Source organism: Bacillus sp. NMTD17 (assembly GCF_002998735.1).
In the GTDB taxonomy this organism is placed as follows: domain Bacteria; phylum Bacillota; class Bacilli; order Bacillales; family Bacillaceae; genus Bacillus.
On the sequence record NZ_PVRH01000005.1, the window covers coordinates 267,832 to 289,325 of the forward strand.

Annotated in this window: 18 protein-coding genes; 16 read left to right on the forward strand and 2 right to left on the reverse strand. The window is 40.7% G+C overall.

Annotated elements, in window-relative coordinates; genetic code table 11:
- Positions 1-44 precede the first annotated feature (44 nt).
- The 12 genes from C6347_RS15580 (at position 45) to C6347_RS15630 (ending at position 14,490) form a co-directional block, all read left to right on the forward strand.
- A complete protein-coding gene (locus C6347_RS15580) occupies positions 45-1,208 on the forward strand; it encodes an acyl-CoA dehydrogenase family protein (RefSeq protein ID WP_106071791.1) in 1,164 nt (387 codons plus the stop codon).
- Positions 1,209-1,331: 123 nt separating this feature from the next.
- The gene (blaBPU, locus tag C6347_RS15585; RefSeq protein ID WP_106071851.1) at positions 1,332-2,120 is read left to right on the forward strand and encodes a BPU family class D beta-lactamase; all 789 of its coding nucleotides are present in this window, start codon (positions 1,332-1,334) and stop codon (positions 2,118-2,120) included.
- Between the two features lie 168 nt (positions 2,121-2,288).
- Positions 2,289-9,323, forward strand: coding sequence for a DNRLRE domain-containing protein (locus C6347_RS15590; RefSeq protein ID WP_106071792.1), 7,035 nt, complete (start codon positions 2,289-2,291; stop codon positions 9,321-9,323).
- Between the two features lie 3 nt (positions 9,324-9,326).
- The gene (locus C6347_RS15595) at positions 9,327-9,569 is read left to right on the forward strand and encodes a DNA-binding protein (RefSeq protein ID WP_050943707.1); all 243 of its coding nucleotides are present in this window, start codon (positions 9,327-9,329) and stop codon (positions 9,567-9,569) included.
- Positions 9,570-9,960: 391 nt separating this feature from the next.
- Positions 9,961-10,089 carry a YxiG family protein gene (locus C6347_RS19710; protein WP_483861155.1) on the forward strand — a complete coding sequence of 43 codons (129 nt, stop codon included), beginning with the start codon at positions 9,961-9,963 and terminating at the stop codon, positions 10,087-10,089.
- 59 nt (positions 10,090-10,148) lie between these two features.
- Positions 10,149-10,496 (forward strand): YxiJ family protein, encoded by a 348-nt coding sequence (locus C6347_RS15600; RefSeq protein WP_106071793.1) that lies wholly within the window; start codon positions 10,149-10,151, stop codon positions 10,494-10,496.
- Between the two features lie 18 nt (positions 10,497-10,514).
- Positions 10,515-10,814 (forward strand): hypothetical protein, encoded by a 300-nt coding sequence (locus tag C6347_RS15605; RefSeq protein WP_258182075.1) that lies wholly within the window; start codon positions 10,515-10,517, stop codon positions 10,812-10,814.
- A 131-nt stretch (positions 10,815-10,945) separates the two neighbouring features.
- The gene (locus C6347_RS15610; RefSeq protein ID WP_106071794.1) at positions 10,946-11,815 is read left to right on the forward strand and encodes an alpha/beta hydrolase; all 870 of its coding nucleotides are present in this window, start codon (positions 10,946-10,948) and stop codon (positions 11,813-11,815) included.
- A 76-nt stretch (positions 11,816-11,891) separates the two neighbouring features.
- Entirely contained in the window at positions 11,892-12,248 is a 357-nt protein-coding gene (hxlR, locus tag C6347_RS15615; RefSeq protein ID WP_029708013.1) for a transcriptional activator HxlR, read from the forward strand.
- 188 nt (positions 12,249-12,436) lie between these two features.
- Entirely contained in the window at positions 12,437-13,069 is a 633-nt protein-coding gene (gene hxlA / locus C6347_RS15620; RefSeq protein WP_003216301.1) for a 3-hexulose-6-phosphate synthase, read from the forward strand.
- A complete protein-coding gene (hxlB, locus tag C6347_RS15625; RefSeq protein WP_066030626.1) occupies positions 13,066-13,623 on the forward strand; it encodes a 6-phospho-3-hexuloisomerase in 558 nt (185 codons plus the stop codon). The genes hxlA and hxlB overlap by 4 nt, the downstream gene beginning before the upstream one ends.
- Before the next feature lie 141 nt (positions 13,624-13,764).
- The gene (locus C6347_RS15630) at positions 13,765-14,490 is read left to right on the forward strand and encodes a DsbA family oxidoreductase (protein ID WP_106071795.1); all 726 of its coding nucleotides are present in this window, start codon (positions 13,765-13,767) and stop codon (positions 14,488-14,490) included.
- A gap of 33 nt (positions 14,491-14,523) precedes the next feature.
- On the opposite strand, the gene C6347_RS15635 is transcribed toward C6347_RS15630, so the two are convergent.
- Entirely contained in the window at positions 14,524-15,624 is a 1,101-nt protein-coding gene (locus tag C6347_RS15635) for a GntR family transcriptional regulator (RefSeq protein ID WP_060596625.1), read from the reverse strand.
- A 273-nt stretch (positions 15,625-15,897) separates the two neighbouring features.
- On the opposite strand from C6347_RS15635, the gene C6347_RS15640 reads away from it, so the two are divergent.
- The 4 genes from C6347_RS15640 (at position 15,898) to C6347_RS15655 (ending at position 21,082) form a co-directional block, all read left to right on the forward strand.
- Complete coding sequence (locus tag C6347_RS15640; protein WP_106071796.1) at positions 15,898-17,523, forward strand: xylulokinase; 1,626 nt, start codon at positions 15,898-15,900, stop codon at positions 17,521-17,523.
- Positions 17,517-18,221, forward strand: a complete 705-nt coding sequence (locus C6347_RS15645; RefSeq protein ID WP_034661424.1) for an L-ribulose-5-phosphate 4-epimerase — start codon at positions 17,517-17,519, stop codon at positions 18,219-18,221. Before C6347_RS15640 ends, C6347_RS15645 begins: the two co-directional genes overlap by 7 nt.
- Positions 18,222-18,238: 17 nt before the next feature.
- Entirely contained in the window at positions 18,239-19,660 is a 1,422-nt protein-coding gene (gene araA, locus C6347_RS15650) for an L-arabinose isomerase (protein ID WP_034661420.1), read from the forward strand.
- Positions 19,661-19,741: 81 nt separating this feature from the next.
- The gene (locus tag C6347_RS15655; RefSeq protein WP_066030630.1) at positions 19,742-21,082 is read left to right on the forward strand and encodes a sugar porter family MFS transporter; all 1,341 of its coding nucleotides are present in this window, start codon (positions 19,742-19,744) and stop codon (positions 21,080-21,082) included.
- A gap of 36 nt (positions 21,083-21,118) precedes the next feature.
- Here the strand turns inward: C6347_RS15655 and C6347_RS15660 are convergent, their stop codons facing one another.
- Positions 21,119-21,331 (reverse strand): hypothetical protein, encoded by a 213-nt coding sequence (locus C6347_RS15660; protein WP_060596628.1) that lies wholly within the window; start codon positions 21,329-21,331, stop codon positions 21,119-21,121.
- Positions 21,332-21,494: the final 163 nt, after the last annotated feature.

Here is a 21,494-nt window from a genome sequence, read left to right on the forward strand (position 1 = left end):
ATCAGATATGATAGATTGTGAGATACAGAGGAGTTGGATACGTTTTGTCTAAAGCATTATTTGTTGATACCGATTTTCAAAAAACATGGCTTCATCAACTAGAATCTCTTCGTGAAACGATCGAACAAACGGCAAAAGAACACGATGAAGGCGCTTATTTTCCTGAAAAAAACATTGAATCATTAATAGAGATGGGCTATACGACGTTGTCTCTTCCTGCTGAATACGGAGGCGGAGGTCAATCTGTGAAGGATATGGTTCTGTTTCAAGAGACGCTCGGCAGTATGGACGGAGCGACTGCCTTATCCATCGGCTGGCACCAAGGGGTTGTAGGCGAAATCTACGAAAAGAAACAATGGAATGAGCAGCAGCTGCAATTCTTTGCGGAAGAAGTGAAGAAGGGCGCCCTTGTCAACCGTGCTGTGAGCGAGGCGCAGACAGGCAGTCCAACAAGAGGCGGGAAGCCTGGGACAACAGCCACTAGATCAGGTAATGAGTGGATCATCAATGGACGTAAAATTTTCACAACGATGTCACCAGCACTTACATACTTTTTAGTCGGCGTATGGATTGAAGAAAAAGAGGCCATGGGCTTCTTCTTAATTCATCGTGAGACAGAAGGTGTTTCAATAGAAGAAACGTGGAATGTTGTGGGCATGAGAGGAACTGAAAGTCATGATTTAATCTTAGATCAGGTGAAGGTTTCAGATGACATGCTTGTTGAGGTGCAAAAAGGGCCACGCGGTGGTACGCTAAATCCTTGGATTGCACATATTCCGTCCTGCTATTTAGGGATTGCGCAAGCGGCAAGAGACTATGCTGTTCAGTATGCCATCACCCATTCACCGAACAGCATCAGCGGAACGATTAGTGATCTGCCAAATGTCCAAACACTTATTGGTGAAATCGACTTACTATTAAAGCAAGCACGTCACGTCATCTATTCAACGACGACATTGTATGAAAAGCCGGAGAAAAGAGAGCTGTTAATCAATGAATTCGGCGCTGTGAAACATGCAGTCGTCAATCACAGTCTGCAAGTTGTCGATAAAGCCATGCGTTTAGTCGGTGCAAAAAGCTTAAGCCTTGACTGTCCACTGCAGCGTTACTATCGAGATATTCGGGCCGGGCTCCATAACCCGCCAATGGACGATATGACGATTTCAAAAATCGCGAAGCAGGCCATTGAAGAGAAAAAAGAAAGCTAATATACAGCAAAAAGCCGGATGAACCGGCTTTTTTTGTTTGAAAGAAAAGAGGACAAGCGTACCTTATATCTCATCGCTCAACATGCTACAATCAATGGAATCATGGGAAAAGGAGCGATTGTTTTGAAGAAAAAGTATATAAAATGGCTCATTACTGGCATGATGCTGATGGCACTTTGTATAAGCCAGCCTTCATCAACTGAAGGAGCATCACCAGCATGGTCAGTAGATGAATTCATGAAAGATCGGGAAGGCACGTTTGTGATTCAAGAAGTAAAAGAAAAGTCCCCTTGGGTGTATAACAAAAAAAGAGCGAAAGAGCGCTTTGCGCCTCAATCGACATTTAAGGTAGCAAATGCCTTAATCGGACTCCAAACAGGCGCAGTGAGAGATGAATACGACATCAAATATTGGGACGGAGTGAAAAGAGAGATTGATAACTGGAATAGGGATCATACACTTGGTTCCGGCATGAGAGATTCAGTCGTCTGGTACTATCAAGCCATGGCGCGTGACATTGGAGAAGAACGCATGAATCATTGGGTGAAAGCCATTCATTATGGGAACAAAGACATATCTGGCGGAATCGATCAATTTTGGTTAAGCAGTACCCTGCGAATTTCTCCCATCGAACAAGTTCGTTTCCTCAAACAGCTATATGAAGAGACTCTTCCATTTGACCTAAAGAACATGAGAACAGTCAAACGAATGATGGTACAAGAAGAAGAGAAACATGCCACCCTATACGGCAAAACAGGCTCCGGATCAGACATCGGCTGGTACGTAGGTTTTATCAAACATGAACACAAAACCTACATCTTCGCCACAAATATCAAAGGCACAGGCATAGAAGCAAAAGACATTACCTATCGCATTTTGAAAAAATATCATTTGATAGAAGCATCCGTTTAGGGTGCTTTTTTATGTGTGAAAAAGGGGATATATAGATAAGTTGATGATATATGGATTAGTTTGAAAGAATGATATATTTATAGAAATATATTGAAGTATCATTTCAAATGTATTATTATATATGGCGCAATGTTACAAATGTTACAAATATATGATAAGGAGATTAATATGAACCTAAAAAGAAAAGTAAAATGGAAAAGGAATATCGCGGCACTACTAGCCTTTGTGATGCTTTTATCAATGTTACCTTCTGATATTTTTGCAGAAGAACATGACAAAAATACAAAATCAAGTCATAACAGCTTAGAAGAGTTTGATGATTCAAAAGCCCTGGAAATGGCAGGAATTGACGAAGATGAAATTGGAAAAGACGGAGAAGTTCTTTCAGAAAGAACAGAAAACAGCAAACTTTTTTATGAAGGAGAGGGTGTATTTACACAAGAGGTGTATCCTGATCCTATTCATATTAAAGAGGCTCCAGATGCAGAATGGGAGGACATCTCTCCAGAATTAAAGACGATCTCGAAAAAAGAAATAGAAACAGAAAATGCGAAATTAGAAACTACTTTTCAAAAGCAAATGAAACAAGGACTATATGCGACATTTGAACACAAGAAGCATCAAATTGAATTTTCAATTTTAAAAGCTTCAGGGAAAAACAAATCAGAAATCAATTCCAAAGATACCTCTGCACAATTTAAAGAGAACACCAACGAGCTTACATATGAAGAGGTATTTCCAAATATAGATTTACAATCATTCACCTTTAATGAAAACATCAAGGAAGATATTGTACTCAATCAATATGATGGCTACAATTCATTTACATTTAAAATAAAGACAGATCTAACTGGGGAAATTGAGGAAGACGGTTCTATTACATTTTACGATCAGAAAAAACGGACCATTTTTCAAGTCCCGAAACCGTTTATGACTGATTCTAATTTAGATGAAAAGTCAGGTGAAGTGGCTCGCTCAGAAGATGTGAGCTTTAAATTAGAAAAAGAAGACGATGGCTATTTACTTCATGTGACAGCAGATGAAAAATGGCTCAAAGATCCTGAACGAGTTTATCCTGTGTCTATCGATCCTTCGACTTCTTTATCTGTATCAGCAGACACATTTATCATGAGTAAGTACCCAACAACAAATTATTCATCCTCTACGCAAAAATGGGACGCTAAACTTAAAAGTTATGTACTCAAAACAGGTTATTACGATAAAACAACTGGTACAAACTATGCGTTCATGAAGTTTAACTCATTCAAACCGATTCAAAATATGAATGTAACGAAAGCGACGCTCAAAACATATGTTGCTCATTCATATTACGGGACGAAGGCTACTGGTCTTTGGCTGGATACAGTGAATGCCAACTATGATCATACAAAACTAACGTGGAACAATAAACCAAGCTCCAAAAACATCGGCAAAGCCAATGTATATAAAGGACAATGGGCGAGCTATGATGTGACTTCAACCATCAAAGCTTGGAATAGCGGAACAGCTAACTATGGCTTTAAATTACATGCAAATGGAAATGGGCAAGACCATTGGAAAAAAATAATCTCATCAACAAACTCTACCAATAAACCAGTCATTGAAGTAACGTATACCATTCCACAGGCAAATGCACCAACTGTAAAAGGTTTTAGTAATGGAAATGGTACAGGCTACTTCAATTTAAGTTGGAAAAAGGTAGCTGGTGCAAAAGGCTACAAAGTGTGGTTATACAACGGAAAAGAGTATGAAGCCATTTCAGTTGGAAATGTGGCATCATGGAGTACAAAAGGAAAGAATATATGGCCAACAGCAAGCGAGATTGCAGCTAAAAAATATAAACTTCATTTAGACGGAAAAGGTGGAACTGAATTAGCAGTTGATCCTTCCCCAGTTTACAAAAACTCAGGTGGCAATTATGCAACAAGTAAAAATTATTGGGTAGCTGTAAGTGCGATTTTTGACCAAGGTGAAGGCGCAATGTCAGCAAAAGTAAAACCTGTCATGCCGAATGTGGCTAGAGCGAAAGCACCTAGTACAAAAGGATTCAATAATAATAATGCAACAGGTTACTTTGATCTTTCTTGGAATTCAGTTTCCGGTGCGACCGGTTATAAAATACAAATGTTTAATGGGAAAAGCTATGAGACGTTGGATCTTGGGAATCAAACTTCATGGTCAACAAAAGGGAAAAAAGTATGGCCGACAGCTGCTGAGATCAAAGCAGGTAAATATGCATTGCATCTCCAAGATGAAAAAGGGGCAGAGCTTCCAATTCATCCTGGTGCGACTTACAAAAATGCTGGAGGAGATGCGGCTCAAAAACATTATTCCTTCAGAGTGATTGCCTATAATAAAGATGGAGAAGCTATTGCTTCACCGCCAGCTGGACCAACTTTACCTGATTTATCTAGACCGAAAGCTTTATCTGGTTATGCTTATACCAATACAAAAGAGAGCCAAACAGGTTATATCAATTTACATTGGGACAAAGTGAAAAATGCAAAAGGATATAAAATTAACATCTATAATGGTAAGGCATATCAATCATTTGATGTGGGTGATGTCGATCATTGGACAACACAAAACAAGAATATTTGGCCGACTCCTACTGAAGTTAAAAGTGGGAAATATGTGCTTCATACAGATGGAAAGGGTGGAGAATTAGCGCTAGACCCATCACCAGTATATGAAAATGCAAATGGAAATTATAAAGGACGCAAGAACTACTCCTTTACCCTTTCCGCCTACGATGCAAATGGAGAAACGATTCCGACACCAGCCTTTAACCCGACATTCCATGAAGGGGCCGAATTCCTTGGAACAGAGGATTACTGGTCGATTATTGATATACCAGACGGTCAGCTTAATGGTGCAACTGGGAATGTGATTGTCAGTGAAGAAGAAATGTCGATTGATGGAAGAGGACCAGGACTTGGAATGGGTCGAACCTACAATAGTTTAGATGCAGCTGACCACCTGTTTGGTCAAGGGTGGTACGCAGATGTAGAAACGAGTATCACGCCAACAAAAGAAGGTGTCATCTATCTTGATGAAGATGCCACAACTCATGTTTTTACAAAAAAAGCAGATGGTACGTATCAACCACCAACAGGTATTTTCCTTGAATTAACGGAATCAAAAGATGAATACATGTTAAAAACGAAGGATCAAACCTTTGCGCACTTTAGTAAAAACGGTGGGAAGATCACCAAGGTTGTAGATGGACATAAAAATACAACGACATACAAATATAACGAAAACAATCAGCTCACTTCAATGGAAGATGCATCTGGCCGAAAAATAACAATGGATTATGATGAAGATGGTCATATCATTTCGGTTCAAGGACCAAAAGGGAAAAAGCTTTCATATGAGTATGATGCAGGTTTACTAACGAAAGTCATTGATTCAGATGGAACAAGTATCTCATATGAATACGATAAAGAAGGCAGATTGATTAAACAATTCTCTCAAAACAGTACAAAAGATCAGCCTGTTTTTACAGAATATCAATATGAAAATCATCGTTTAGTCAAGGCAATTAATGCAAAAAAAGAAACCTTTGAGTATGCATATGATTTATCTAAAAAGACACTCATGCTAACGCAGCCAAACGGGCGAAAAATACAGTATACGTATAACGAAGCAGCCAATCCAATTCAAGTTGTAGATGATGCGGAAGGGCTTAAAATCACCACTAAAACGAAATATGAAGGCAATCAAATCGTAGAAGAAACTGACCCAAATGATGTAGAGAAAGGAAAAGCTACAGAAAGCTATTCGTATGACAAAAATGGCAACGTCATTCAGGCGAAAGATCCTTATGGGACAGAAACCTACGAGTATAACAAAAATAATGATGTCACTAAAGTGAAAGATACAGAAGGAGATATTACAGATATCGCCTATGATGGATTAGATGCTGTATCTGAAACGGATCAAAGTGGAAATATGTCTTCAGCAAGTATTTATGACTCGTACGGGAATTTGGTACAAACGAGTAAAGAACTTGCTGCAGGTGCGAGTATATTAAAAAATGGCAGTTTTGAAGATACGCTAACTGGCTGGAAGCTTACAGCATCTAAGGATGACGGGAAATTAGCGCAAACAGCTGGGAAAAGTGGTGTGTTATCTGGCGGCCGGGTATTAGAAATCAGTTCACAATCGACAACTGAAGGAACAGAACTTGGCTATTCTTCTGCTACTCAAGAAGTGACACTAGAGCCAAATACGACGTATACACTTAATGGAAAAATAAAGACAGAGCTAACGAAAGCAAGAGCATTTTTTAACATTGATTTAAGAGATACAAATAACAAACGAATTCAATGGATCAGCAACGGTTACAGCACATTATCAGGCAAAAACGATTGGACAAAACGCCAAGTCACGTTTACGACGCCGTCTCATGCAGGTAAAGCTGTGATCTATATGGAAGTAGATCATCGAGATAAGGCTGGAAAAGGAAAAGCCTGGTTCGATGAGATTCAGCTGGAAAAAGGCGAAGTTTCATCAAGTTATAATCCAGTCAAAAATAATTCCTTTACGGATAAAACAACAAGCTGGAGCGGAACAGGTGGTTCATTAGATAATGAAGAAGGCTTTAATGATGACGTTTCGTTAAAAATGACCAGAACATCTTCATCTCAAGCAAATGCCATCTATAAACAATCTGTACCGATTGAACAAAGTGCGAATGATCAATCTATGTATGTCACCCTGACTGGGATGTCTAAGGCTGAAAATGTCAAAGCCTCAAATGAAAATGATTACTCACTTCAAGCGTCCGTTACGTATACAGATGGCACAACAGGAACGTTTAATGCCAAATTCCCAACCGGTACACAGGAGTGGAACCGAGCGGCGGTTGTTATACCAAAAACAAAACCATTGAAAAAAGTCGACGTGCAGATTGTTTTCCAAAAAAGCGCGACTGGAACGGTTTGGTTTGATGATATCCGTCTAGTAGAAGGTAGTCTGTTAACGAAAACCACTTACGACGATAAAGGGAACTATGCAGTTAAAGAAGAGGATGAGCTTGGTTACTCATCTCAATCTGCCTACGATGAAACAGGCAAAAAACTCTCTGAAACAGATGCGAAAGGCGAAAAAACAACATTCGAATATGACCAGGCTGATCAGCTGAAGAAAATCACTTTATCTAACGGGACATCCATTGTGAGAACGTATGATAAAGAGGGCAATGAACAGTCGAAAACCATTCGTGCAGAGTCAGATCAGACGTATCAATTCGAATACGACCTAATGGGCAAATTGACAAAAACCATTGATCCATTAGGGAATGTGTTGAAAAGTGAATATGATGCGAATAGCAACTTAATCAAAACCATTTCTGCAAATGGACATGAAGTGTCTCTCACGTATGATGGAACAGACCGAGTGAAATCCAAGTCATACAATGGGACAGAAAAATATAACTTTAGCTATGATAAAAACGGAAACGAAACAACGGTTGTTAACAAAGAACAAAACACAACCAAAAACAGAACGTTCGACCAACAAAACCGCATCACAAAGTTAACAGAGCGTGGCAGCAGTCAAACTTGGACGTATCCAGCCGATTCAGATAAACTAAAATCTTTTGAGTGGACACACGGAAATCAAAAAGGGACGAACCAATTCAGTTACAATAAGCTTGATCAAATGACGCAGATGAAGGATTCGAGTTCTACGTATTCGTTTGATTATGATGAAAATGGAAATGTCCAGTCCTTTATTACAGGTAACGGCAGTGGTGCTAGTTTTGCTTATGATGAGCGCAATTTAATCAACAATTTGCATATTGGAACAAGCCAAGGGGCAACGATCTTAAACGAAGCCTACGAATATGATCAAAATGGAAACAGAATAACGGTTGATCAAGGCACTAACGGGAAGATTCGTTATGAGTATGGAAAATTAGATCAATTGATCAAAGAAACTCATCCAGATGGAACGGTCATTGAGTACACGTATGATGGATTTGGGAACAGAAAAACTGTAACGATTGAAAAAAATGGCGCCAAGAAAACAATGAGCGCATCATTCAACATCATGAACCAACTGACAAAGGTAAATGATGAGACTTTAACTTATGACAAAAATGGCAACCGAACGTCTGACGGACAATTCCTTTATGAATGGGATGCAGAAGATAACATAACGGCCATCAAGAAAAAAGGCGAAGACAAGCCATTTGTCACTTACAAATATGATGAGCGTGGATATAGAATTCAAAAAACAGTGAATGGAAAAGTCACCAATTACTTTTATGACGGCGACAGCTTGAATGTTTTATACGAAACAGATGGAGACAACGAAGTCACAAAAGCATACACATACGGTGAGAGTGGACAACTCCTATCATTCACGCAAAATGGAAACAAATATTTCTATCACTACAATGCACACGGTGATGTCATTGCCATGACCAATAGTGCAGGGAAAATCGTTGCTGAGTACGAATACGATACATGGGGCGTCCCAACAAAGGTAAAAGAAGATGAAGAAGTAAAAGGAAACCCATATCGCTATGCAGGTTACCGCTTCGACGAAGAAACAGGACTTTACTATTTAATCGCCCGCTACTATGAACCAAGAAACGGCGTATTCCTATCACTTGACCCAGACCCAGGAAGCGATGGAGATTCACTAGATCAAAACGGATATACCTATGGAAACAACAACCCAGTCATGAATGTGGACCCAGACGGACATTGGGTATGGTTTGTTGTCAATGCTGGATTTGCGGTATATGATGGATACAAAGCTTATAAATCAGGCAAGGGCTGGAAAGGCGCAGCTTTAGCAGCAGCTTCGAATTTTGGACCTGGGAAGGTATTTAAGGTGTTAAAAGTAGTAAAGCGTGCTAAACGATCTTCAAATATTGCCCACAATGCTGCTAGGCATAGCAAATTAAAAGAACATTATAAGCAATCACAAAAATATGGCAAGGCAAAAGTTAGGCATTTATCTGGGGGACGTTACCGTTACTATGGCCACGTAACACCGGCTAAGAAAAAAGGGGAAATGGCGGGCAGAAGAGTAGTAAGAGAATGGAATTATAAAACAGGAAAAAAGAGAACATGGCATGAAACTATTGATCATCGTGGTAAAGTAAGACAAGTAAGACCACAAAATGGTAAAGTTAAAGTGCATTACCGCTTTAACAGTAAAGGTCAGTATATAGGGAAGTGGTAATTTATGGTCGAACCAGAAATGATAGACTGTATAAATAAAATACAAAAAGTCTTAAATGGGACTATGACTAGAGAAGAAGTTTCTGATTGGGCTGAGATTTATGTTAGTGCAGATGATCCTGAAGTCGATGATGAAAAAGTTTGGGATATGCTGATTCTTCTAAGTGGAATTGATTTGAAAGATGCTCCCAATTCCTATTTCCACACAGAAGAGGATTTGGAAGAATGGATAAGAAAATATAAATAGCTTTAGTAGAAATGTGCCTTTTAGTATTTTATTCACTAAAAGGCGCATTTTTTGTTATTTATTTGTTGCCCAAATTTTAAACATGAGAAGATATGCCAAAAGGGTATATAGTTTTATGGAACCTTATAAACTTTTACGAAAGTTAAAGTAAGTGTATTGTTATAGAGGTAATACAAAAGAAGTCCAAGAATTAAAAATTATTCTACAAATATAAGTAAAAAGTAATTCAAGAGAATAATTGAAAATAAAATAATCAAAATTACAAAATGTCACTCATCATGAAATACGATTTATAAATGTGGTAAGGTAATTCTAGATTTGAAGAATTAATAACAGAAGGGGTAAAATAGAAAATTTTAAATCTGTCTTTCATCTTTATGATACAGGGAACTTGAACAATGAACTACTTGAAGAATTTGATTCAAATGCAAATTTTCTATTTAACATCAATGGGATGTTACTCGCAATAGAATCGAAAAACGTAAGTTTCGATTCACAAGAATTTGTTTGCAGTGTATAGGAAGATCTTATTAGCGTCTAAATAAGAATTAAAAACAATGAGAGGTTGGGAAGAAATCCATGAAAATCAGCCGTGATAAACAATGTTTATTCGATGATGTAAAACAACGTTATCAATACTTATTAGATTCATCTTATCCAGATGATATCATCTCTTTTGAAGAAGAAACTGGTATGTACTCAGATGATTTTTATATGTTTTTTTCACTTGTTGCAGGCAGCTTAAGTTATGTGGTCGATCATAAACGAATACCGAAAAAACAGTTAAACGTGCTGCGTCAGTCATTTGAAGAGCAATATCCCCAAATCAAAACGTATCAACAGATCCTTGAATCGTATCCTTTATTGCATTCCTATGTTCAATACCATGAAGAAACAAGAAAACGAATCATTGCACTTATACAATAACCTCTTGGAGGACAAACGATGACATGGTTTTTAAATGAAAAAGTCCAGAAACAAATCCCTGATTTCAATATCAACCATCTAAAGCAAATCAATGAATTTCACTACTTTAAAGAGTATAATGAACATTACGACTTGATCAACTGTATTCATCTACACATCCCATACGAATCTGCAACCCATAAAGCAGACATTCATCTGAAATTTACCAACGTCTCTTCTGTTCAAATCAAAGATTTGGAGTTAACAAACGATTCCTCTCTTTTTTTGAACATTCAACTTTTGGATAGAGGCTGGGAATGTTTGAATTACTTTGTCTAAGATTATGAAGAACAGTATTTTTCTTTTTATTGTCAAACAGTTCAAGTCATACAAGTCGTATCAAATGAATCGTGCTAGTCTATCTACATATGTGCTAATCATGCTTCTTCATCCCAACATAGAAAGGTGCAATGACATTGAAACGAATCACGAAATGGCTCTTATTTGCGGCTGTCATCGCGGGCTTATTGGTATGCGCATTCTTTGTGTTCCGTTTAAACCAGCCTAAGCCGACGACGAACATCCATTATGCAGACACACAAAACAAACAGCAAACACTCGATATGTATATGCCAAAGGGAAAAGATGAAGACAATAAGAAGAAGCATCCAGTCATGATCTATCTCCATGGCGGCGGCTGGACAGGCGGCGATAAGAATAGAGTCGCTTCAAAGGCTGATTATTTTACGGGTCAAGGGTATGTGTTTGTTTCGATGAATTACAGGCTTCACCCTGATGCCAACTATGAGCAGATGGCAGATGATACGGCAAACGCCATTAAATGGGTCAAGGATCATGCAGGTGAATATCAAATCGATTCATCAAAAATCAATGTCATGGGTCACTCAGCGGGCGGTCATTTGACGGCGCTCGTTGCCACAGATTCGACCTACTTAAAACGTGTGGGGCTGTCGCCAAACACGATCAATTCCATTGTTGTTCTAGACGGGCCGTTAAACCTCAATCAATTTATACAAGCCATTCCATCGTACAAAAAAGTCTTTGGCAAACAAGAGGAGGATTGGACAAGGGCATCACCTGTCACTTATATGAATCAAAAGAATGTACCTCCTGTCTATTTGGTTACAGGCTGGGAAAATCCTGAGGTGTACCGATTTGCAGAAAAACTAAATCATGATAAAGGCTCTCGGTTTGTTTTTCGGGTGCATACGCTGAGCCATAGTGATCTGAACAAATGGTTTGGATCAGACAGAGCGCCAAAAGAAGCGCAAGACATGACAGAGGCTGTTATGGCTTTTGTCAAAAAACAAAATCAATAACGAAGACCATATGCTAGGCAATCCATTTTGCCGCAGCATATGATATAGGGTAAATGGTTTGTAATAAAAGGAGTGTATGTTGTTGTCATCACGTATGGAAAATAAAGTGTTCAACTGCGAAAAAGAGCTGACGCTGAATATTATCGGCGGTAAGTGGAAAATGCTGATTTTATGGCACCTTGGCAGAGAAGGGACAAAACGGTTTGGTGAGTTAAAGTCGTTAATGCCTGGAATTACGCAAAGAATGCTTGTCAATCAGCTAAGAGAATTAGAGGAAGACCACATTGTGCATCGGGAGGTTTATCCTGTCGTTCCGCCAAAAGTTGAATATTCCCTCACAGAACTAGGAGAAAGCTTAATGCCGATTTTAGAGGCGATGTATGATTGGGGAAAACAATATCTCGACAGCAATTTTTTAAAGGATGATAAATAGTAATACTGCAAAAGATACTGGTCGAAAGACAGTATCTTTTTTGTGACCATATGCGAAAAAGTATAGTATGTAAAAAAAAAGTGCGTACTTGGATTGCTTCCATCCTGTTGTTATACTCATTTCATCGTTCAAGAAGCATCATTCGCAGAGCTCTTGAAGATGAGATGAAAAAACGGGAGTGAACATTGATGAAATTACAATTAGCATTAGATTTAGTGAATATACCAGAAGCGATTGAGCTGATCAAAGAAGTAGAAGGATCTATTGATGTGGTCGAAATTGGGACACCTGTTGTGATCAACGAAGGGCTTCGTGCTGTAAAAGAAGTCAAACAGGCTTTTCCGAATTTACGTGTACTCGCTGATCTGAAAATTATGGATGCGGCCGGTTATGAAGTGCAGCAGGCATCTGAAGCTGGAGCGGATATCGTCACCATTCTTGCAGCGGCAGAAGATATGTCCATTCAAGGAGCGGTGAAAGAAGCGAAAGCAAGAGGGAAACAGATTTTAGTTGATATGATTGGTATCAAAGATATCGCTGGCCGGGCAAAAGAGCTGGATGAGCTTGGAGTCGATTATATTTGTGTACACACAGGCTATGATCTGCAAGCGGTTGGTCAAAACTCATTTGCTGACCTTATGACCATTAAACAAGTCGTCAAACAAGCGAAAACAGCCATTGCAGGCGGAATTAAGCTTGATACGTTACCTGAAGTCGTGAAATTAAATCCTGATTTGATCATTGTCGGCGGCGGTATCGCAAGCCAGGACAATAAAGCAGAAGTGGCCGCACAAATGAAGCAGCTGATCGCACAATCATGAAGACCAGTGACTATGTGAAAGCCATTTTGAATGAGCTTTCTGAGCACTCGCCCGCTATTCAAGACGAACAAACGGAGCGGCTTGTCTCAAGCATTTTAGCTGCAAGAAAGGTCTTTGTGGCAGGGGCTGGCAGGTCTGGTTTGATGGGAAAATCATTTGCCATGAGACTCACACATATTGGCGTCAAGGCTTATGTGATCGGTGAGACCAATACTCCTTCCTTTACAGAAGAAGATCTCTTGATTGTGGGGAGCGGCTCTGGTCGAACAGAGACCTTGCTTGTCCTTGCAAAAAAGGCAAAAGCAATTGGCGGAAAAGTGGCAGCTTTCACGCTTTCAGCTGAGTCACCTCTAGCTGATCTATCGGATGAAGTCATTTTACTGTCAGGTGCGCCAAAGGATCAAAAGGAAGGAAGCCATCATACCATGCAGCCAATGGGCTCACTATTTGAGCAATTGCTTCTTCTGACATACGATGCGGTCATTTTACGTTTAATGGAAATAAAAGAGCTCGACACACATAAAATGTATGGTCACCATGCAAATTTAGAATAGTCATTTTCAAAGCCTTTCCTTTCTTAGAAGGAGAGGCTTTTTTTATCTAAATCAAGAGCAGAATCTTGACATCATCGATTGGATGTAACTATAATAGTTACATCGTTAAAGAAAAAGCGTAAGCATGGAAGGAAGATAAAGATGAAAGTACAAATCTGGTCAGATATCGCCTGTCCTTTTTGTTATATAGGAAAAAAACAGCTAGAAACAGCGCTTGAACAATTCCCTCAGAAGGAGCAGGTAGAAATAGAGTTTAAAAGCTTTGAGCTTGATCCGCATGCACCTGCTCAGGTCGATTATGATGTCCATGATATGCTCGTCAAAAAATATGGGATGAGCCGCAGCCAGGCCATGGCAATGAATGAGCAGGTGAAGCAGGCCGGCAAAGAGAAAGGAATCGATTTTCAATTTGATCCACTCGTGTTGACAAACACCTTTGATGCCCATCGATTGGCGCAATATGCTGGTCAAATGGGGAAAGGCGATTTCGTCATGGGAGAGTTGTTTCAAGCGTATTTCACAGATGGAAAGCATGTTGGTGATCGTCAAACCCTTTTAGAAATTGCAGAAAAAGCAGGTCTTGATCTGAAGGAAGTACAGCAAGTTTTAAGCGGCGAAGATTTTGCAGATCATGTACGAAAAGACGAAAAAGAGGCGAGACAGCTTGGCATTTCTGCTGTTCCTTTTTTCTTATTGAATGGCAAATATTCAGTGGCAGGTGCACAGCCAGCCGATACCTTCCTTCGTGCACTTGAAGCGGCATGGACAGAAGAAGCAGCTCAAGCTGAGAAAGCGGCTGCCAATGCATTTGAAGCAGCATGTGCAGACGGCGTATGCGCAGTGCCTGCCCCTAAAGAAGAGATCTAATCATATAAAAAATGAGCCTCCTGCGGCAAGGGCTCATTTTTTTCTTGCATTCATTTGTTTGATCGTTTCACCTGGAACCAATTCAGGTTCGTAAAAGGTTTGATGAGGGAGATTCTTTTTTCCTTGAACTTTTTTAATCATCCAGTCTGCCGCATCCCGGCCCATTTGCTCCTGAGGGTGGGTCAATGTTGTCAGCTTCACATGGGCATTTTTCTGGGCAATATACGAATTATCCTGTCCAATAATGGAGAGATCCTCTGGAATGGACAGCCCGATGTCACTGCATACATTGGCAACTTCTAATCCAACCTCGTCGTTATAGCAAACAAGGGCAGTCAGCTCATGCTGATGCTCTAATAAGAAAGTTTTGATATCATCTCCCAAATGCTGCTTCGATTCTGTATCGAAAAAGAGGACGTGCTCAGGCAGGAAGTTAAGCTTGGCTTCACCGAGCGCTTGAATATATCCCTTCATTCGGTACTTTCCCTGTAAGTCATCTGTTTTTGAGATCAGGCCGATTTGCTGATGTCCAGAGGTGATCAGCTCTTTTGTGGCTAAATAACTGGATTTCACATCATCTAAACAGAGAAAAGGAACCTCTAACTGCTCATAATAGGCATTAATCATAATGAGCGGTACATCCTGTTCTTTAAAAGATAGGTAGTACGAGATGTTCGGATTATATAAATTGCTTTTCGTCGGCTCGACAATGAGTCCGTCCACACCAAAGGACAGCATCATTTCTAGCGCTTTCTTCTCCTGTTCCACATCATTATTCGTACTTGCCAGTAACAAAGAATAGTTCTCTTCGTTTAATCGGCTTTCAATGCCTCGAATAATAGAAGGGAAAATGTAATCGGATATGTATGTCGTGATAACCCCAATCGTTTTCATATGTGCATGTCCAGCAGGCTTTGTTTGATATTGATTGGTCACAAATGTACCTGAGCCCTTTTCACTTCGCAAAAACCCTTCGCTCGACAATTCTAAGATGGCCTTTCGAACCGTATGCCTGCTCACTTGATACATCTCCTGCAGGCTTGATTCGGTTGGAATACGTTCCCCGATCCGGTAATCCCCTGTGAGTATTTTGCTTTTTATATCATCGATAATGATCTGGTACTTCTTTTTCATCGTTTCACTTCTTTCTCAGTTGATCATCTACTCGGATTGAGAAGAAATTGTATGGACATATTTTAACATGGTTGTCGAATCAAAAACAGGCGCTTTCCCGTTCTGTCGTGTTAGCTTTAGAAAAGTGAAGGTTTTTGTCATATTGTGTATGTACAACTATATTTAATATTGACATATGTACGTACAAATATTATATTGTGAATGTGCACAGAGAATCAATGAATCTAGAAAATTAAAATTGAAACCGCTATCAACTATGGAGGTGAACGCAGAATGGATCATGAAGAGACGACCAAAGCCTTAAAAGAAGGACGGACATCTTTAGGGATTGAATTTGGTTCAACACGAATTAAAGCCATTTTAATAGATGAAGCGTTTCAGCCAATTGCTCAAGGTACATTTGAATGGGAAAGTTCTCTCCAGGAAGGAATTTGGACGTACAACTTAATTGATATCATTACAGGTCTTCAAGTGGCGTACCGGGAGATGAAAGAGCAAGTCGAGCAAAGGTATGGCGTGACCATTCAAACCATTGGCTCAATTGGAGTATCAGCTATGATGCATGGCTATGTGGCATGTGATCATACAGGAGAGGTCCTCGTTCCATTCCGAACATGGCGGAATGCAACAACCATTGAGGCAAGTCAAAAACTGACGGATGTCTTCCAATTTCATATTCCAGAAAGATGGAGCATTGCCCATCTGTATCAAGCGATATTAGAGGAGGAAAAACATCTTTCCCGTTTAGAATATATGACCACCCTATCAGGGTACATTCACTGGCTGTTAACCGGAAAGCAGGCCATTGGCATTGGTGATGCGTCAGGCATGTTTCCAATTGATGAACAAACGAAGGATTACAATGAAGTAATGCTCCATCAATTTGAAGACTTGATCGTAGAAAAAGGCTACCCGTGGAAGCTGCGTCACCTTCTGCCGCGTGTTTATTTAGCAGGCGAGGAGGCTGGCGTGTTAACGGCAGCAGGAGCAGCCATTTTAGATCAAGGCAAACACTTGAAGCCAGGCATTCCATTTTGCCCGCCGGAAGGTGACGCTGGAACGGGAATGGTGGCAACAAACAGTGTAGAAAAACGGACAGGGAACATTTCAGTTGGGACATCTGTTTTTGCCATGATTGTGCTAGAGCAGGAGCTAAAGGGTGTGTATCCAGAAGTGGATATGGTCACAACACCAGACGGACTGCCAGTCGCAATGGTTCATGCGAACAACTGTACAAGTGACTTAAATGCTTGGATGAATATATTCAGAGAGGCATTTGAAGCATTGGGTATGCAAGTGGCGTCAGAAAAGGTATACGAAGCCTTATTGCAGCAGGCGTTAGAAGCAGATCGAGATGGCGGCGGACTCTTAAGCTATGGCTATTATTCTGGTGAAAATATTACGAGACTGCCAGAAGGAAGGCCTCTTTTTGTCAGATCAGCTGAAAGCCGCTTTAATCTGGCTAATTTCATGCGTACCCATCTTTTTTCTGCTTTTGGTGCAATGAAAATAGGGATGGATCGTTTAAAAGAACATGAACAGGTTGTGATTGATCGTTTACTAGGGCATGGGGGGTTATTTAAAACCCCGCTCGTTGGTCAAAAAATGGTGGCCGCAGCGCTTGATACACCTGTATCAGTCGTTTCCACTGCGGGAGAAGGCGGTGCGTTTGGGATGGCTGTCCTTGCTTCCTATATGGTCCATCATCAAAAGCAAACATTGGCTGAATTTCTCACGCATCAAGTGTTTGCCCATACATCAGAAGAGCTCATGGAACCCGACCCGCTTGATGTCAAAGGCTTTGACGAATTTTTAAAGCGCTATCAAGAGGGCCTTGCGATTGAAGAAGCGGCAGTAGCACATCTGATGCCAAAGAAAGGAGTGACAACCGTATGCTAGAGCGCTTAAAAGAAGAAGTATTTGAAGCAAATTTAGATTTGCCGAAATACGGACTTGTGAAATTTACATGGGGCAATGTCAGTGCGTGTGATCGTGACAGCGGTCTATTTGTTATTAAGCCGAGCGGTATAGCGTATGACCAATTATCAGCAAAAGACATGGTTGTGGTCGACTTTGACGGTGAAGTAGTGGAAGGGGAATTCAGTCCTTCATCAGATACAGCAACACATGCTGTTCTTTACAAACACTTTGAGGAAATTGGCGGTATATCACATAGCCATTCCATGTGGGCAACCGTTTGGGCGCAGGCAGGTCTTGATTTACAGGCAATGGGCACAACACATGCCGATACATTTTACGGCGCTGTTCCGTGTGCTCGATTTCTGACAGAAGAAGAAGTCAACCGCGGTTATGAGGTAGAAACGGGCCGGCTGATCATCGAAACGTTTGAGGAAAGAAACCTAGATGTGATGGCGGTGCCGGGTGTATTGCTTCAAGGTCACGGCCCATTCACGTGGGGAAAAGATGCAAAAAGTGCGGTCACAAACAGTGTGATTTTAGATGAAGTCGCCAAAATGAATCTGTTCGCAAAGCAATTAAACGAATACGCGGAGCCTCTCCCGCAACGAATTTTAGATAAACATTACTTAAGAAAACACGGAGAACATGCGTATTACGGACAAAAACCTTCAAGATAAAGAAAAGAGGGATTTCTATGTTAACAAGTCAACATAAAGAATGCTGGTTTATTGTTGGATCGCAGCATTTATATGGAGATGAAGCACTGCAGAAAGTAAAAGCAGATGCTCAAAAGATGACGGATGCCTTAAATGAGAGCGGTTTACTTCCTTACCCAGTGATCTTGCAGGAGCTGGCTGTCAGCGCGGATCAAATCACAAAGCTCATGAAAGAAGTCAATTATCGCGATGAGGTTGTCGGCGTGATGACATGGATGCATACATTTTCACCGGCAAAAATGTGGATACGCGGAACCGATCTCTTGCAGAAGCCTCTTTTGCATCTTGTCACACAGTATTATGAGAAGATTCCGTGGGACACGATCGACATGGACTATATGAATCTTCATCAATCTGCCCATGGAGATAGAGAATATGGCTATATCAATGCGCGCTTAAATAAACAAAATCAAATTGTCGCCGGTCATTGGTCTAAGCCGGATGTGCAGCAGCAAATCGCTGATTGGATGGACGTGGCGGCTGCTTATCATGAGAGCTTTCAGATTAAAGTAGCTAGGTTTGGTGACAACATGCGCCACGTGGCTGTAACAGAAGGCGATAAAATTGAAGCCCAGATTCAATTAGGGTGGACTGTTGATTACTTTGGAATAGGCGATCTCGTCGAATATGTAAATGCAGTAGAAGAAGCAGAGGTAGATGCATTATTTGCGGAGTATTTAACGCAATATGATGTGGATTATGGAACGTATTCAGTTGAAGAATGGGAAAAAAGTGTCAAGGTGCAAGCGCGTTATGAAATTGCCATCAAACGCTTCTTAGATGAAGGCGGCTACAATGCCTTTACGACAAACTTTGAAGATTTACATGGAATGAAACAGCTGCCAGGACTTGCGGTACAGCGGCTAATGGCAAAGGGATATGGCTTTGCTGGGGAAGGCGATTGGAAAACTGCTGCACTGGACCGATTATTAAAGGTGATGAGTCATCATCAATCCACTGGTTTTATGGAGGACTACACGTATGAAATGACCTCTGGACAGGAAGCGGTGCTGCAATCTCATATGTTAGAAGTAGATCCAGCGCTCGCCCATACGAAACCAGTGATTGTCGTATCTCCACTTGGTATCGGAAACAGGGAAGATCCAGCGCGTCTTGTGTTTGATGGAAAAGCAGGCGAAGGTGTTGTTGTTTCCATTGCTGACTTTGGAACCCATTTCAAATGGCTCATACAAGAAGTCGAAGCCTTTGAGCCGGAGGAAGCAGCACCTCATTTACCGGTTGCACGTGTGCTCTGGAAAATCAAGCCGAATTTTCAGGACGGAGTCAAAGCATGGATTAAGCAAGGCGGGGGTCATCATACAGTCGTATCCCTCAATTTAACGGTTGATCAAATTGTTCATTTTACAAAGCTTGTTCATGCAGAATATGTGGTTTTATAGAAGGGTGAAACGTCTTCTACTGTTTACAGTAGAAGCACCGGGAGAAATGAAAGCGGTTAATTAAGTGAGGGGGTCATCCACTTGGAGAAAAAAGTGTCAAGCAAATTTATCTTCTTTTTCGGGTCCTTTGCAGGCATCTTATTCGGATATGATATTGGGATTATTGCAGGGGCAGAGGGACATATTCAGCAAGAATTTCAGCTCAGCCCATTATGGCTTGGAATCGTTGTCTCTTCATTAATGGGCGGGGCCATCATTGGCTCCATTTTAAGCGGTCTCTTAGGGGATAAATTTGGCCGCAGAAAGCTTATTTTGGTCTCATCCGTTATCTTTTTTGTCGGAGCGATCGGATCAGCTATTGCACCAGAAGAGATTTCATTAACCATTGCACGTATCTTTTTAGGAACAGCCGTTGGTACAGCCTCATCTTTGGTGCCGGCATACATGTCTGAAATTGCTCCTGCTAAAATTCGCGGGAAATTGTCTGGGCTCAATCAGCTCATGATCGTGAGCGGACTATTGCTGAGCTATATTGTTGCATTTGTGTTTGAACCTATTCCAGACAGCTGGCGCTGGATGCTCGGTAGTGCCGCTTTATTTGCTATCGTGCTTTATATTGGTATGCTGAGGCTCCCTGAATCTCCGAGATATTTAATTAAACACGGAATGGCGCATAAAGCACGGGAAGTATTAGGATCACTACGCTCTTCTCGTGAAGAAATTGAAGCAGAGATGCAGGAAATTTTAGAAGTCGCGAAAGAAGAACGCTCTGGTATTCGCGAATTGTTCCAAAAGAAATTCAGAATGGCTCTTTTCATAGGGGTTGGGATGGCGACCCTTCAGCAAATTCAAGGGGCGAACTCCATTGTGTACTATGCAACAAGTATTGCTCGAAATGTAGGGCTTGCACCTCAAGTTGCCGCAGGTTTTACAGTGATTGTCGGTGTCATTTTTGTCGTCACCACCGTGATTTTTTTACAATTTGTCGACCGATTCGACCGCCGAACGATTCTCACCGTAGGGGGAACGGGCATGGCTCTTTCTTTCTTTGCACCAGCTGCATTAGGTGCACTTGGCGTTAGTGAAGGGATTTTAAACTGGGTGACCTTAATTTCACTTTGCTGCTTTATCTTGTGCTACGCCTTCTCATGGGCACCGATCACGTGGATCATCATCGGCGAAATTTTCCCGCTTTCTGTCAGAGGTATCGGAGCAGGTATCTCATCTGCCTTTAACTGGACGGGATCGTTAGCAGTTGGACTCGTTTTCCCTATCTTAGCTGATAAGTTCAGCTTTGGTGTCATTTTCTCCTCATTTGGTGTCATCTGCTTAATCGGACTATTATTCACCCGTTTTGTGCTAGTTGAAACAAAAGGAAGAAGCTTAGAACAAATCGAAACAGATATGGCAGCACGAGTATAAAGAAACCCCTCTATCCCATGTGGATAGAGGGGTTTTTTACTCAAGCGTCTGTTTTAGCTCAGCGGGCAATAAATCAATCAATTGATCATAAGAAGATAAATCCAGCACTTCAAGCAGCGCATAATATTTCGCATAAACCTCACTCAACTGATCAGGATGATTCGTTTCATATCGATTCAAATGCAATTGAGTCAGTTCAAGTGCAATGTCTAGCTTGTTTCGTTCGATTGGTTGTGTCGTATTGATCATATCGTTCACCTCGTATTTGATAAGTGGGAAGGTTATGGGCCACAATTTCTTCTACCACAATATATCATATTGTATAATATGTTAAAATTGCCCTTTTGTAAAGAAAGAGAAAACGAGATAAATAGTGGATTTTTTTAAAAATAGACAAGCATCTAGTCACGAG

Bases quoted from the DNA above. Each gene is read 5' to 3' on its own strand.
- C6347_RS15590 (WP_106071792.1), top strand. From the start codon at position 2,289: ATGAACCTAAAAAGAAAAGTAAAATGGAAAAGGAATATCGCGGCACTA.
- C6347_RS15595 (WP_050943707.1), top strand. From the start codon at position 9,327: ATGGTCGAACCAGAAATGATAGACTGTATAAATAAAATACAAAAAGTC.
- C6347_RS15600 (WP_106071793.1), top strand. From the start codon at position 10,149: ATGAAAATCAGCCGTGATAAACAATGTTTATTCGATGATGTAAAACAA.
- C6347_RS15605 (WP_258182075.1), top strand. From the start codon at position 10,515: ATGACATGGTTTTTAAATGAAAAAGTCCAGAAACAAATCCCTGATTTC.
- C6347_RS15610 (WP_106071794.1), top strand. From the start codon at position 10,946: ATGACATTGAAACGAATCACGAAATGGCTCTTATTTGCGGCTGTCATC.
- hxlR (WP_029708013.1), top strand. From the start codon at position 11,892: ATGTTGTTGTCATCACGTATGGAAAATAAAGTGTTCAACTGCGAAAAA.
- hxlA (WP_003216301.1), top strand. From the start codon at position 12,437: ATGAAATTACAATTAGCATTAGATTTAGTGAATATACCAGAAGCGATT.
- hxlB (WP_066030626.1), top strand. From the start codon at position 13,066: ATGAAGACCAGTGACTATGTGAAAGCCATTTTGAATGAGCTTTCTGAG.
- C6347_RS15630 (WP_106071795.1), top strand. From the start codon at position 13,765: ATGAAAGTACAAATCTGGTCAGATATCGCCTGTCCTTTTTGTTATATA.
- C6347_RS15635 (WP_060596625.1), bottom strand. From the start codon at position 15,624: ATGAAAAAGAAGTACCAGATCATTATCGATGATATAAAAAGCAAAATA.
- C6347_RS15640 (WP_106071796.1), top strand. From the start codon at position 15,898: ATGGATCATGAAGAGACGACCAAAGCCTTAAAAGAAGGACGGACATCT.
- C6347_RS15645 (WP_034661424.1), top strand. From the start codon at position 17,517: ATGCTAGAGCGCTTAAAAGAAGAAGTATTTGAAGCAAATTTAGATTTG.
- araA (WP_034661420.1), top strand. From the start codon at position 18,239: ATGTTAACAAGTCAACATAAAGAATGCTGGTTTATTGTTGGATCGCAG.
- C6347_RS15660 (WP_060596628.1), bottom strand. From the start codon at position 21,331: ATGATCAATACGACACAACCAATCGAACGAAACAAGCTAGACATTGCA.